Raw genomic sequence first — 14,517 nt, 5'->3', positions numbered from 1 at the left:
AGTGTATGTTTTTTTGATGTAGATAGTTATTTGTTGAATGTAAGTGTATGTTTTTTTGACGTAGATAGTTATTTATTGAATGTAAGTATATGTTTTTTATTGTGGATTATTGTTTGTTAAACGGTATTCAGCAATTTTTTTTAAAAGTGATTTGTACATCTGAAATTTGTAAATTGCTTTTTTACAAAAAGTGCTGCTATGGACGAAAAATTAATGTCGAAGAAAAAACCAACGTATCCTATCAACGATAAACTGGATACGTATTTAAAAGAATGTAATCGTAAAATTAAGATTCCGGTATTTTATGATGATTTACTTAGGTTTTCGGGTTCTATAGTTGTTTATGATAGCAAGGATGAGGATACGCTATGGGTACGGGTGTATTATGAAGAACATGAGCGACCAGAAATAGAATCCAGCCTTAAAAAAGTATATACAATTCTGCATTCTGATGGTAATGAAGATGCTATTGAGTTTCTTAATATCGATGCTATAGATTATTGTACTTTTGGAAACTCAAAGCCTTTTAGAATAAAAGTTAGAAATATTCTTAATGATAACTATACATATATCTATGTGAAAAAAGCTGATGCGTCGCGTATTTATGGACTAGAATTAGAGCATATGTTTTCACCAAATAGAATTAACTTTTTGGTGTATAAAAATACACTTATTGAAGAACATATTGCCGGGATTCCCGGGGATGTATTTATCAAAGATTTTTTACCTGATTTAAGCGATCAGGCCAAGTCACAGATAGCTAAAGAATTTGTGAAATTTAATGAGCGTTGCCAAATGCGATTGCTAGGAGATATGAGATCTTATAACTATGTGATTATTCCTATTCACGATTTTGATCATGTAGAATACAAGATAAGAGCTATTGATTTTGATCAGCAATGTTATGAAGGAAAACTTAAAGTATATCAACCCCAGTTTTTTAAAGAGAATTTTGATATGGTAGATATTGTGATGAATAAGTTGCAGCTAAGTTCTATCGAACAATATAAAAAAGAAGAACGTTCTATTTTGGCAAAACGAGTATTAACATCGAGATCCCGTTATGAAAATTTGCTTGAATGTATGTGTGCAGATCGCATCTCTACCCAAGAAAACTTGAAAGAACTTAGAGAACATCTGTATAATTTTACTTTGGATTTAAAATTTCGTCGTAGTAAATCTATGGGTGAAGTTCTTAAAACGGCGATGGATTTTGTACGACGTAATTATGAGAATGTGAATATGAGACGATTATTAGAGTGATGTTATACTTATAAACTGTATATTTAAATTAGATTGATCTTTATCTAATTATTTCGATAACTCTCTGCGGAATTATTCTGCTTAAAGAAACAAAAAAGGTTCCCAATATTCTATCAGAAACCTTTTGGTTGTTTTATTAGAAAAAAAAGTACACTATTTTTTTTCTAATTCTATATTCTTTTGTTTGAGTAACTCTATCTCTCTTTGTAACTGTTCTGTCTTCTTATTTTGTGCAATCATATACAACGTAAGTTCCTCGATTTTTTGAAGTAGTCTAGCATTCATTTCTCCAAGTTGAATACCATTTTTCTCTACTTCAGAAGCAGATGGGATATTAGGTAAGTGTCCTTCTTCTGCGATATGATGTTCTACTTCTTGTAAGCTAGGTAAGTTGTAATTATTTTCGAATACATAATCAGGCCAACCGGTTAGATCAACTTTTACTTCTTTGGCATGTATTTTACCATTTACTGCAAGTTTTGAATCTGGGATTGTTGTTCCTATTCCTACATTACCATCTCCTAAGATAACCATTCTAGGATTTCTATCATTAGAACCTGTGTTGAAATACACTCCATCATAAGCGTTGATGTCTAAAGCATCGGGAGTATTGTCTCCATCATGATGTGTTAATATAGATAAATTATATTTGTTTGAAGTAGAAAAGCCTTCTCTAAAAAACACACCTTTAGCTCCTCCTCCATTTTGAAAGGCATCGATCAAAAGGTTTCCTTTTACATGTAACTTTTCTTGAGGATTAGTTGTTCCTATCCCTACATTACCTCCTTGTGTAAGAGACATAATTGTTCGATTAGCTCCCGTGAACTCATGAATAACATTGGTATTTACACCTGTAATTATATTGTAGTATTCAGTTTTAGCACCATTACGTCGAAAACCATTATAGGATTTTGTGTCACCATAATCAAATGAAATACTTCCTTTAACCACAAGAGCCTGATCTGGAGTGGTCGTTCCAATTCCTACATTACCAGTAGTTGGGAAAGTGTTGGTTTGAGCAGTACTGATGAATGATATCAATACAAGAGATACTGATAGAAATATACTTTTCTTCATAGTTTAAAAATTAAATAAATATTGATTTTGTAATAGGGTAGGAATTCAAGGGCAAATATACATAAATGTAATTTGTAATTGCAAGATATTAATGAATTTATAGAGTTGAGAGAAGCCAGTAGATTAATTAAATAGTATTAAAACTTCTATCCAAGCAACTGTAGTAACCTCACTCTAGAGCCTTATAAAATTTTACAAAACTGTCCTTATTTCTTGAAAATTCAAAGAATCAGGACAATATAATATCGATAGCTCCCTAGGTTTGGCAAATATTAGAAAGCTAGATTATTATTTTAAAACAAATAGTAAAATTATAAAGACATATCCCTGAGTGTCTATAAAAGTTTAGGAGATTTTAATTTTAAAAAATTAATCATGTTGTCAAACATTTTAAACTTTACCAATGGTAAAACTATGAGAAAATTATTAATTAAAAATACCTTGCCCCTAGGTGTGTGTTTATTCCTGTTAAACTGTACAGATCACGATGAGATTATGCATGAACCTGAAACTGAAGAATTAGGATGGAAAACCTTGGCAACATTACAGCTGCCCAATAACAATACGGTGACATTCGAATTTAATGGCGAGGGTTTTTATTACGAAGAAAGAGGTTCGATGGACAATGAAATAATTGATTTTGACGAGAACGATGGCTGTCTTAAGCGATTTTTATTACTTACAGAAGACCATGTTGCAGTACCAAAAGCATTTATGGATTCACCTGATTTTAAGGATGTACAAAAATTGATCTCTACTAGAAAAATAATAGAGAATCATAAAAGTCCCATAAAAATATCAGTATCAACGATGTCAAAATTAAAAAATCGAGCTGCTTCACCTGTTCCTGTTCAGTTATCGCAATGTAATAGCTTCCTTACAGGAGGGAAAAGAGTATGGGTTAATAGTTCAACCAATTCAGGTACAGCGTATTACTTTAATTATACACCTTTTAATTGGAATGCTGGTCCAGATACACATAATAATTGGACTGTAAGGAAGTCTTGCAGAGGACTTCGCTTTAAGGTTGGAAACTGTGATTATGACAGACAGGTTAAGTTTAGTGTAACTGAAGGTGAAGGAAATCATTTCAAAGAGATTAGACAAATAACTCTTTCACCTCGAACTCAGGTATCGTCTGGTTATATTTCAAATAAGTGGTTTAAACAAAGAGTAAGGGGGATAGAATTTCATTGTGATTGGGATGTATGGAATGATAATAGAAAAGTAGGAGGAGAAGTACTCTTCTATCAGAAAGGACCAGATACTTTTGATAACCCATTTGATTAACATCGATTGAAACAAAAATGAAATCACACTTTTTTTAAATGTGTACTCTGAACAGGAGTAAGAAACGAAAAAAGCGTAAGACCTATGCCGTTTGATCTAAGATCAGATTTACAAACCTGAGTTTGACGTAAGAAAATCACATCAATTCTAGTGATCTGATACTTCGACATAGCTCAGTACAGGTAAAAAGATTGTGTCGAGAATAGTGGTTTTCTATCCAAAAAAACTATTCTCGATACAGTTTTTCTCCACCTCACCTCGAGCGTAGTCGAGAGGTCATTCTGAAAAACCGCTCGAATTGACGCTTTTTATAATATTTTAGCTTTGGTCGAACTCAGGTTACAAAATTCCAATTCCCAGAAGTAGTGCAAAAACAATTAATAAAACTCCTACCACTATTTGAATCGTATGTATGGTGATTTTTTTAAGAAATTTATTCCCGATGTAAGCTCCAATAAAAGCCATTGATGTTGCGACTATAAGCATAGGATAATTAAGTTGATCACCTAATTGTAAAAGGTCTTTGGCATATATAGTAAGTCTCGAGATATCAATAAAGCAAGCAATAATAACTCCTGTAGCTATAAAAGCTTCTTTACTAAGTTTTGCTCGAATTAAAAAAGCTGTTCGTAATGCTCCTTGATGCCCCGATAATCCTCCAAAAAAGCCACTTAGTGCGCCACCCCAGGGTAAATATTTGATATCAAACTCTAATCGTTTCAATTTTGGAATGAGATCAAACAGAGAGAAAAAGATTAATACTATTGCGATACATATTTTTACTGCTGTGATTTCATATAGGGTATTGGCAATAGTATAACTAAATAAAGGATCTATATAGGTGAGTTTTCCTAATGTATATGCTCCAAAAAAGGCAAATACAATAGCAGGTAGCCCAAAACGCAGTACTGTTTGCAAATTGGCTTTTTTACCAACAAGAGTTAGTTTAAACAAATTGTTAAGCAGGTGCACTATTGCTGTAAGAGCGATTGCAATATCTATAGGAAAGAATATAGCAAATACAGGCATCAATAATGTACCTAACCCAAAACCAGAAAAAAATGTTAATCCCGATCCTAATAAAGCTATAATACCGACCAGAATAAAATCCATAATAGATGGTTATTAGCTTTTTGCTTTCTTAGGTCTTTTGTTCTTTATTGAAATATACCAAATAGTAATACATTTGCTTTTCTTCATCCCATCCTTTTTCTACAAATTTTTCTGCGGATTCTGGGTTGATGAAATCCATCTTTATCTGCACATTAGTATCTAGATTGATGACATTTTTTATCTTTTTGCGAGCAGCAGTTACTGCATTATTTGCGATAGGAAAGGTGGTAAGGTCCTCGATTTGATATTTTGGTGCTTTTTCTACTTTATAATGCTTAAATTCTGGAATCAAATCAGGATTATCAATCACATCATTTAAAAATGCAGATTCTTCAAATTCATCATTTTTGGCAAAGTGGTTTACAGCACGATTCATAAACATCACTTCTTCTTTTTTATCTTCGGCAGGGAGTACTACATCTTTTGCAAAATCCTGGCAGAATTTCATATACTTTTTAGTATAAAAATTCTCATCGGCAAAAGCTTCTACTCCTAAGAAATGCTCTAACCAATATTTGGTATCATAACGGTTAGAATCTATAGAAAGGATTTTATATCCTTCTTCTTTTTTATGGTTAAAAATTAAACAGCCTTTATCAAGCTTATTTAGGTTTACACCTTGTTGGATTAATAATTCGATATCAGTTTCTTTTTCTTCAAACTGAAGGAAATCATGTTTTAATTCTGATTTAAAGATACCTATAGCATCAACTTTTTCATTATCGATAGTCACATTGTCTAAATAAGTGACATATACCTCGCCACTTTTAATATGTGGATGTTGTGATTGTTCATACAATAATGAAGCAATTCTTTTAGATTTTTCATGAACTGAAGAAGGATGTTCAAAAATTTCGGTTACAATTTTAAACAGTGGATTAAATTCTATATCTACTTCATTAGCAAATTGAAAATAATTCTCTTCCTTTTCTCTAAAAGGTTTAAAAAAATATTCTTTTAGAAGTGCAGTTAATTCATCATTAAGGACATATGGTGATTCTGACAAGAATATATTTTCATTTTTATTCTTGTTTCCAACCCGGTGAACCGATAATGATTCGATTTGAGTGCTATATAAGTTGATCATGACATGTATGTCATCCCAGCGAAAGCCGGGATCTTTTTAATTAATAGTTAAATTTTAATTCCAATTCTCATCAAATCCCAAATCTTCATATTCATCAAGATCCATAAAATCTTTATTTTCACCTTCTTCATTAAAGTCGTCTAATTCGTCTGCTTTAAACTCTTTATCAGGTGCCTGATCAGGTATTTGACCATGAATATACATTACATTTGGATATTCTCTTCCGTTTTCATATTCAGCAATTTCAGCAAGTTCTACCAAAAACGTCCACATACTTAAGAAATCATAGATATAGATTAACTTGGGAGAAGCCTCATGAGCCACATCAATAAGAGTTGTCTCATTCATTAATCTAACAGGTTGATTACCATCACTCATATCAAATAATGATATTTCTTCTCCTTGATTCCATTGATCATCACTAATGTAAAAAGAAGCCATTTCTGTTCCATCAAAACCAAAAGATTGGGTTATTACATTATGAAACTGCTCTAAAGTAGCATCTTGTTCTATTTCAATATCTCTAAATACATCTTCTTCTGTATCCAGGATAATTCTGAAACGGTATATCATTATTTATTAATTTGAAAATGCAAAGATACTATAAATGCATTGTTATTTACTAAAACGGTGTAATGAAAAAGTCATTGCCCCTAATAAGAAAAAAGCAACAATTTGATGTAATATCCCTAATACTATGGGTACTCTAAAAATTAATGTAAATATTCCTAGCAAAAACTGGATACATACGATAATTACTAATGTATTTAATGAATTAGATTGAATATTATTTTTTTTAATTCTTTTACTTCTATACCAGATAAAGGCAATAAGTCCTACAACGATATAAGCCAGATAGCGATGTATGAACTGAACTCCGCTTTTTCCCTCTACAAAATTCTTGATTAAAGGAGATTGTTCTATATAAACAGATTCATGAATTAAAGTTCCGTCATTCATTAATGGCCAATGATTGTGTAGCAAGCCAGCATCTAATCCTGCAACAAAAGCGCCATAGATAATTTGAAGTAAAAGAACTGCCAATCCCCATCGGATTAGATTTCTAAATTTAATGTCAATTTGCTTTTTGTTAGGATATATAAGATCTAGAGCTACCCAAAATGTATATGCAAAGGTTATGAATGCTGCAGTAAGATGCATTGCAAGACGATAATGGCTTACATCGGGCCTGTCGATTAATCCACTTTTTACCATAAACCAACCAAGAAACCCTTGAAAACCTCCTAATAACATAAGTATTATAGATTTTTTTATGGTGGGTCTCGTAAGTTGCTTTCTGATTAAGAAATATACGAATGGAATAATAAATACGATACCTATAAATCTTCCGATAACTCTATGCAGCCACTCCCAGAAATAGATGTCTTTAAAATCTTCGAGAGTAAATTGATGGTTTATCTTTTGATATTCGGGGTATTGTTTGTATAGGTCAAATGCAGCATTCCATTCTGTTTCACTCATAGGAGGAATAGTGCCTGAAATTAATTTATAATTAGAGATTGATAACCCAGAATGAGTAAGTCTGGTAATTCCACCAACAACAACCATAATAAAAATCAATAGGCAGCCTGTGAGCAACCAGTATATTACCTTTTTATTGTCTTTTTTCATTTTTTTGCTAATACAAATTTTTGATATAGAGAATCTTAGTTACTTTTTAGCCCTAATTCTTCACCTTTCTTTACCATATACTCGTAAGCTGCTTCATGCTCATTAGGAATTTCACCTTCTAGAATTGCTTCTTTTATAGCTTCTTTAATGATTCCTATTTCACGAGAGGGTTTGATATTAAAAGTATCCATAATCTCTTCTCCGGTAACAGGAGGTTGAAAATTGCGAATATGATCTCGCTCTTCAACTTCAATCATTTTTTGTCTTACAATCTTAAAATTATTGTGATACTTTTTAAAGCGTTTCGGGTTTTTGGTAGTAATATCGGCTTCACAAAGTGTCATTAGCTCTTCAATATGTTCTCCTGCATCAAACACCAGTCTTCGAACTGCAGAATCTGTAACTTCTGTTGCAATCACTATAGGCCTGGAGCTCATTAATACCATTTTTTGAACAAACTTCATTTTTTCATTTAAGGGCATTTTTAAACGCTTAAAGAGTTTAAATACCATTTTTGAACCCACAAATTCATGACCATGAAAAGTCCATCCTATTTTTTTGCTAAATTTTTTGGTAGGAGCTTTACCAATATCATGAAGTAAAGCTGCCCAGCGTAACCAGAGATCATCTGTGTTTTGGGCAATATTATCTACCACCTCTAGGGTGTGATAAAAATTATCTTTATGTCGTTGTCCTTCGACTTCATCTATACCTTTTAAATCAATAAGTTCGGGTAAAATATAATTCAAAAGACCGGTTTGTTCTAGTAATTTAAAACCAGTTGATGGTTTATCACTTAACATAATTTTATGTAACTCATCAACAATGCGTTCTTTGGTAATGATCTTAATTCGGTCTTTGTTTTTTGCAATAGCCCCTAGCGAGGTGGATTCTATTTTGAAATTGAGTTGTGTAGCAAAACGAATAGCCCTCATCATTCGCAAAGGATCATCAGAATATGTAATATCAGGATCTAAAGGAGTACGGATTATTTTTGATTTAAGATCTTCTAAACCATTAAAAGGATCCAGTATTTCTCCGTAATTTTCTGGTGATAGGTGTAAAGCAAGAGTATTAATTGTAAAATCCCGTCTATTCTGGTCATCTTCTAAACTTCCGTTTTCTACGGTGGGATTGCGACTATTTTTAGAGTAAGATTCTTTTCGTGCTCCAACAAATTCTACCTCGATATCCTCAGTTTTTAGCATTGCTGTACCATAGGTTTTAAAAACCTGTACTTTAGGATTACCAGGTAAAAGTTTGGATACTTCTTTGGCTAATGCTATACCACTGCCAATAGCAACAATATCAATATCTTTGGCAGTTTTTCTTTGCAATATGTGATCTCTTACAAATCCGCCGATAACATAGCTGTCTAATTTTAGATGTGCTGATGCTTTGGCAATTGTATCAAAAATTGGATGTTGTAACGCTTCTTTATAATTTTTGATTTCCGACATGAATCAATTACTTCCTAATAATTTTTACGGTACTATCGCCTCCTATTTTAATAATCGAAGAAGGTTTAGCTCCTTTTTTTTGTAGGGGCAAATTTACGACATAGTCTACGCCTTCCAAAATTGCAGCAGGTATTTCTTTTAAGTTTTTTGGAGCAGGCATACCACTAATGTTAGCAGAAGTTGAAACGATGGGTCGTTTAAGTTTCCTAATTAGTTTTCCGCAAAAAGGATCTCTAATCACTCGAATACCTAATGTATTATCATCTGCAATAATATTTTCTGCCACACGCAGAGGTCTGTCATAGATAATAGTAGTAGGTTTTGTAGCATATTTTAGAATATCATAGGCTACTTCTGGGACTTCTTCTATGTATTGTTGTAGCATTTTAAAATCACTAACCAAACAGATCATAGATTTACTTTCTTCCCTTTTTTTTAGGGCATATACCTTATCAACTGCTTCTGCATTAGTAGCATCACAACCAATACCCCAAATCGTATCGGTTGGATAGAGGATAATCCCTCCTTTTTTTAGTGTATTGATTGCATTTTGGGTTTCTATGATTTGATCAGACATTAGTTTTGAATTAATAGATGATTATGAAATGGTATTACTTTAAAACTTTTTTTGTAAGAAAAGTTAAAGTAGTTGTAATTATTGTTTTTGCCAGTAACATGCTTATTGTTGAAAACATTCATTTATGAATTGGCCAATTCCATTATACAAATTCTGAATGCATGACAGAAATTATTTTGTGCAAAAATAATCTTAAAACCTTAATATTATGAAAAAAATCATTTTTTTACTGTTCATAATGACAGTAATCATTTCTTGTGAAAAAAGAGATGTCAATTCTATTGAACAAGAGGCAAGTGTCGAATCGATTATTGAATCAAAAACGGATAGATTTTCTTTTAAAGATTGGAATGAATTTAATGATCTTTATTCTAAGTTTTCAAAATTGGGTATGGAAGAGTTAGAAATGAACTCTTTTTTCTCATTTGATAGAGACCTAGAGGTTTCACCTGCAATTCAAGGGATTTTAAATAATGATAATGAGTTTGAATTGGGTGGAAAAATCGTTTGGTTTAATGCTGGCAAATTTTATGAACTTGACGAAGGAGAAATTGCTAATCAAAAATCTAATATAGAAAACCTTAAAGAAGTTGGTTCTGTATCCTACACTCGAGTTAATCCGAAAGGAGTGCCTAGTAATGAGACAGGAATAGATGGTGCAAAAACAGTTGTTGTGGATAATCAATATGAATTTAGAAAGCAAAGATATGTTGAGAATTGCGGTTCGGGTAACGTTCAAGGAACTTCTCCTCGAGCTTTTAAATATGTGCATGAAGTTTATGCAGAACATTTAAATACAGGAGGACCTTTCCGGGTAGATACCTATAGAATATTCTTACGAGTAAAATTAGAATATAACCCTAAACGTAGAAGATGGAGACTTTCTGGGGAAAGAAGAGAAATTTCAATTAATTTAAGTAATAACTCTTTTTTAAGAAATCATAATGGTCCGGTTTCACCTCATCCAAGTGATGTTAATAATCGTTCTGTTGTATTTTCATCCTCTTGTGCTACCCATCAAACATTACTTCTTAATTCTGTCACTGCTCCGGGACCAATAGCTGGTGCTCATTGGGATATTAATGTAAGCGGAACCATAACAGAGAAGATGTATGGCGATGTAGAACGTAACCGATGGAGAGATCGAATTAATTGGTAGTTTGATAAACGCTAAAATTAGATAGAATTTAAAAAAAACAAAGGGTTCCAATATTGGAACCCTTTGTTAATTTGTATATAAAATGCCTTCTGTATTTTGGAGTAAGTGATATGTTAATTTAATATTCTTATTATCCAAAGAAAGCAGATTATTCATCTCTTTCTTAGATCTTACTTTTTAACAACAGTAGCATACTGCAGATATCTCATATCCATTGCTGTAAATAGAAAAGGAATATTATATAGAAATGGCTTAATAGATTTTGTTTTATTAATACCTTTATGAAGTACTATTTTATATCCTAATCTCGTATACATATTTGCAATACTCTTACCAGTAAAGAATCGCAAGTGTGTTTTATCCATTATACCGTGTTCTTCATATTCCCAATTCTTTTTAAGCACCAGATTTTTTAAAGCACTATGGTATCTCATATTAGGTATCGAGCTTATAATGACACCGTTTTGTGATAGTTTGTTTTTTATTTTTTCTAATACCCAATATGGATCTACAAGATGTTCTAAAACATCGTTAAAATAGATAGCGTCAAAATGATTATCTGGTAGTTCATCAATAAATTTTTCACATTCACCAATAAAAACTTTGTCGAGCACTTTTTCGGCCTTTTTTCCATGCTCTGGCATCAATTCAATACCCCAGGTTTCAGTATTGTGTTTTTCTTTAATAAAAGCAGCAAAAGTACCTTCTCCACAACCAACATCTAATACTGTTTTTGCTTCTTTTGGAAAAAAAGAAAACATTTCATTTCTGATATTATTGTAGTACCCCTCGGGTTTATTGTCATAATCCATTATTATAATGTTTTTTAGTTAATGATAATTTTTGCAACTACATTTTGAATAGAAATTATCACTTTATTTTTAGGATGCAATTACTAAATATCATGCAAATATATCGATCTATATTAAAATCACATTAATTAGTATTAGGTAATTGAAGTGTAATAATTTTTTAAAACCTTATAAACAGGATTATTTTTTTACTAATAAAATTTGATATGCATTAATTAAAATCTCCCAATCTTTTTTTAGCATATACTCTACAACTGTTTTTCCTTTACCACCTCCGGGAAGTCTGCAATCATCTATTAAAACGATAGATTTATCATGTAATTTATCTTCGGCCAGGATAAATTCTTGTAAGTGATGTTCCTGACTTTTCTTTTGAATCTCTATATCGGTTTTTGAATAATCATAGCTGTCTAAGTATAAAAAGTCGATAGATTCGTTGAAATTCTTTAAGAAATCTAGAGAATCTCCTAGATATACTGTTGTACTATCTTGTAAGTTTTCTTCTTGTACTGCTTCCTGAGCCCCTTGTACAGAATCTTTGCTAATATCTACAGAATGCAATTTTGCATTATTTTCTTTTGCCCATTTACCAAAAACGATTGTTGCTCCGCCATCAGTTTTAGTCGCTTTAAGACCGTTTCTCGAAGTTCCCGTCTCTACCAATATTTTTGCATTTCGTTCATTTAAAAGCTGTAATGTTTTAGAAAAAGTTATGCGTCTTCTTCTAAAATTATATTTATAGGGCATAAAAGGATATAATGATTTATGCTTAATAAGTTTGAGGATTTTAGGAAATGCAATCCCTAATAGCACAATAAGTAAAATGATAAATAGATAATTCATTATAATAATTTTAATATAATGCTGACAAATGTATTGATTTTAAAAATTACTTTTTTAGCAATATGATTCTTTAGTTTTAGTAAGTTTGTCTCTATTATTATTTTAAACATGAAAATAACACTGATTAGTCTAGATGTTTTGGGGATTAACGATGAAATTGCCAAGAGTCTAAAAAAGCAGGGATATGAAGTTAATCATATAAACTTTCACACTTTTAGGTATCAGTATCCTACAGTTTTTCATCGAATTTTTAATTTTATTGGGAAAACTTTTTTTAAGTATGATATAAAAAAGAATCACTTAAATAAAGAAATCCTTAAGCGATTAAATGAAATAGGGAAACAAGATAAAATCCTAATGCTTAACGCTAATTTTTTACTGCCTCAGATTATTAAAAATATAAGTTCATTTACAGAGGATTTGACAGCATTTTTTAATGATAATATAGAAAGAATACCAAAAATATTACTAGTAGCACCTTTTTTTAATGAGGTATATACTTTTGAGCCCAATGATTCAAAAAACCATAATTTTAAATTTGCAACAAATTATATTTTTAAAGAAAACAAAAATAACCTATCGATAGAACAAGAGGTTTTTAATATAAGTACGTTTAGTAAACGATCTAAAGTTATAGATAATATTGCATTACAATTAGATGAGTTAGGGGTTTCCTATAAAATTGTTAGTTTCGGTAAAAAGAAAATCGAATCTAAAAGTAGTGTAGAGTACGTTACAGAACGAATAAATATGAAAGAGGTTAATGAGTTAGTAGCTCATTCTAATGTATTGTTAGATATTCATAGAGAAGGACAAGATGGACTATCGTTTAGAGTTTTTGAAAGTTTAGGAAACAACAAAAAACTAATAACTACCAATGCAGCTATTGCTAGCTATGATTTTTATAACCCAAATAATATCTTAATCATAGATAAAAACGATATTCAAATTCCTAAATCTTTTTTTGAAAATGAATATGAAGAAATACCAGATGAAATCTATCAAAAGTACCTGATAGATAATTGGATAAAGAGAATTCTAAATTTATAATAAGGTGAAGAATAAAAGAGTATTTGTAGATTTTCATTACTTAAAAAACTTAAATAAAGGCTTTGGACAATTTTCATATCATTTGTCTAAAGCTTTTTCATCTATTGATACCGATCTGAATTATGTTTTTTATACCCCCAAAAAAGGAGGTTATAAATCAATATTTAATCAGAAAAATATTTTTGTTAAATACTATTATTCAATACATCGCCAGTTGGGTGTTTTTGGTCGTAATTATATATTTCATTCTACTAACCAACTAAGTAAAATTGAACCTTCGAATAAGAAAATCCCATATGTTTTAACGATTCATGATATTAATTTTATGTATGAGGATACAGTAGATCAGAAAACGAAGGATTTTATTCAAAAAAAAATAGATAGAGCACAAGTACTTGTTTTTGTATCGCACTTTACCAAAGATGAGGTGAATAAGCATTTCAATGTTACTGCATCAAAAACACAAAAAGTAATCTATAATGGTAATTCTTTAAAAGAAACCTCGTTAGTTGATCCTGAAAAGAGCACAGATGATTATCTTTTTTGTATTACGGAAATGAGACCCTATAAAAACCTGGAGAAGCTTATTTTAATGATGAATCACATTCCAGAAAAATTTAAACTTATTCTTGCAGGAAAAGGTAGTAGTGATTATGTTTTACATTTAAAAAATGTAATTAAAGAAAATAAGCTTGAAGATAGAGTTTTTTTGAAAGGTATTGTATCCGAAGAAACAAAAGTTAAGCTGTTTTCTAATTGTTTTGCTTTTGTGTTTCCTTCTTCAAGAGAAGGATTTGGATTACCAGTAGTTGAAGCATTAAACTTTAATAAACCTATTTTTCTTTATAATAAAACGTCACTACCCGAAATAGGAGGTGAAGCATGTTTTTATTGGGAAGAATTAGGACCTGAATATATGGCTGATGTATTTTTAACAAAAATCACCTATTTTGAGTCTAATAGACTTATAATGGAAGAAAAAATTAAAACCCAATTAGAAAAATTTAGTTGGCAAACAGCAGCATTAGAATACAATGAAATATACAAATCCTTAATGTAATTTATACTAAGTGTATAAGTTTGTCTTATCCCGAAATACTAATTACCGAGGAACCGTATCAAAAAGTTACTTTTGTTTAGATTATTATACATAA

General features: G+C 31.0%; 14 protein-coding genes. 5 read left to right on the top strand and 9 right to left on the bottom strand.

From position 1 onward, the window contains the following. The first annotated feature begins 198 nt into the window (after positions 1 to 198). Positions 199 to 1,263 carry a hypothetical protein gene (locus NNL09_RS24960; RefSeq protein WP_196911202.1) on the top strand — a complete coding sequence of 355 codons (1,065 nt, stop codon included), beginning with the start codon at positions 199 to 201 and terminating at the stop codon, positions 1,261 to 1,263. Between the two features lie 153 nt (positions 1,264 to 1,416). On the opposite strand, the gene NNL09_RS24955 is transcribed toward NNL09_RS24960, so the two are convergent. Further along, positions 1,417 to 2,340: a tail fiber protein gene (locus tag NNL09_RS24955; RefSeq protein WP_231389234.1), complete on the bottom strand. Its 924-nt coding sequence runs from the start codon at positions 2,338 to 2,340 to the stop codon at positions 1,417 to 1,419. A gap of 414 nt (positions 2,341 to 2,754) precedes the next feature. On the opposite strand from NNL09_RS24955, the gene NNL09_RS24950 reads away from it, so the two are divergent. Then, positions 2,755 to 3,630 carry a hypothetical protein gene (locus tag NNL09_RS24950; RefSeq protein ID WP_196911201.1) on the top strand — a complete coding sequence of 292 codons (876 nt, stop codon included), beginning with the start codon at positions 2,755 to 2,757 and terminating at the stop codon, positions 3,628 to 3,630. Positions 3,631 to 3,969: 339 nt separating this feature from the next. On the opposite strand, the gene NNL09_RS24945 is transcribed toward NNL09_RS24950, so the two are convergent. Genes NNL09_RS24945 through NNL09_RS24920 form a run of 6 tightly spaced genes read right to left on the bottom strand, consistent with a single transcriptional unit; the run spans position 3,970 to position 9,499 of the window. Further along, positions 3,970 to 4,743 carry a sulfite exporter TauE/SafE family protein gene (locus tag NNL09_RS24945; protein WP_025667246.1) on the bottom strand — a complete coding sequence of 258 codons (774 nt, stop codon included), beginning with the start codon at positions 4,741 to 4,743 and terminating at the stop codon, positions 3,970 to 3,972. A gap of 28 nt (positions 4,744 to 4,771) precedes the next feature. Then, positions 4,772 to 5,830 carry a nucleoid-associated protein gene (locus NNL09_RS24940; protein ID WP_025667247.1) on the bottom strand — a complete coding sequence of 353 codons (1,059 nt, stop codon included), beginning with the start codon at positions 5,828 to 5,830 and terminating at the stop codon, positions 4,772 to 4,774. Between the two features lie 54 nt (positions 5,831 to 5,884). After that, complete coding sequence (locus NNL09_RS24935; protein ID WP_025667248.1) at positions 5,885 to 6,403, bottom strand: hypothetical protein; 519 nt, start codon at positions 6,401 to 6,403, stop codon at positions 5,885 to 5,887. A 42-nt stretch (positions 6,404 to 6,445) separates the two neighbouring features. Beyond that, the gene (locus NNL09_RS24930; RefSeq protein ID WP_196911200.1) at positions 6,446 to 7,462 is read right to left on the bottom strand and encodes a COX15/CtaA family protein; all 1,017 of its coding nucleotides are present in this window, start codon (positions 7,460 to 7,462) and stop codon (positions 6,446 to 6,448) included. 35 nt (positions 7,463 to 7,497) lie between these two features. Next, a complete protein-coding gene (locus tag NNL09_RS24925; protein ID WP_035096595.1) occupies positions 7,498 to 8,922 on the bottom strand; it encodes a CCA tRNA nucleotidyltransferase in 1,425 nt (474 codons plus the stop codon). Positions 8,923 to 8,929: 7 nt separating this feature from the next. Further along, entirely contained in the window at positions 8,930 to 9,499 is a 570-nt protein-coding gene (locus NNL09_RS24920; protein WP_025667251.1) for an L-threonylcarbamoyladenylate synthase, read from the bottom strand. Positions 9,500 to 9,707: 208 nt separating this feature from the next. Here NNL09_RS24920 and NNL09_RS24915 point away from each other — a divergent pair, with 208 nt between their 5' ends. Then, a complete protein-coding gene (locus NNL09_RS24915; protein ID WP_196911199.1) occupies positions 9,708 to 10,658 on the top strand; it encodes a hypothetical protein in 951 nt (316 codons plus the stop codon). A 170-nt stretch (positions 10,659 to 10,828) separates the two neighbouring features. Here the strand turns inward: NNL09_RS24915 and NNL09_RS24910 are convergent, their stop codons facing one another. Beyond that, complete coding sequence (locus NNL09_RS24910) at positions 10,829 to 11,470, bottom strand: class I SAM-dependent methyltransferase (RefSeq protein ID WP_025667253.1); 642 nt, start codon at positions 11,468 to 11,470, stop codon at positions 10,829 to 10,831. A gap of 180 nt (positions 11,471 to 11,650) precedes the next feature. Further along, positions 11,651 to 12,313, bottom strand: a complete 663-nt coding sequence (locus NNL09_RS24905) for a class I SAM-dependent methyltransferase (RefSeq protein ID WP_025667254.1) — start codon at positions 12,311 to 12,313, stop codon at positions 11,651 to 11,653. 108 nt (positions 12,314 to 12,421) lie between these two features. On the opposite strand from NNL09_RS24905, the gene NNL09_RS24900 reads away from it, so the two are divergent. Both NNL09_RS24900 and NNL09_RS24895 read left to right on the top strand, forming a co-directional pair. Beyond that, positions 12,422 to 13,363, top strand: a complete 942-nt coding sequence (locus NNL09_RS24900; protein WP_196911198.1) for a hypothetical protein — start codon at positions 12,422 to 12,424, stop codon at positions 13,361 to 13,363. Positions 13,364 to 13,367: 4 nt separating this feature from the next. Further along, complete coding sequence (locus NNL09_RS24895) at positions 13,368 to 14,423, top strand: glycosyltransferase family 1 protein (RefSeq protein ID WP_196911197.1); 1,056 nt, start codon at positions 13,368 to 13,370, stop codon at positions 14,421 to 14,423. The last annotated feature ends 94 nt before the right edge of the window (positions 14,424 to 14,517 follow it).

The sequence above is a fragment of the Aquimarina sp. EL_43 genome, from assembly GCF_943422735.1.
Taxonomy (GTDB): Bacteria; Bacteroidota; Bacteroidia; order Flavobacteriales; family Flavobacteriaceae; genus Aquimarina; species Aquimarina megaterium.
This window is presented reverse-complemented; position numbering and strand designations above follow the sequence as displayed.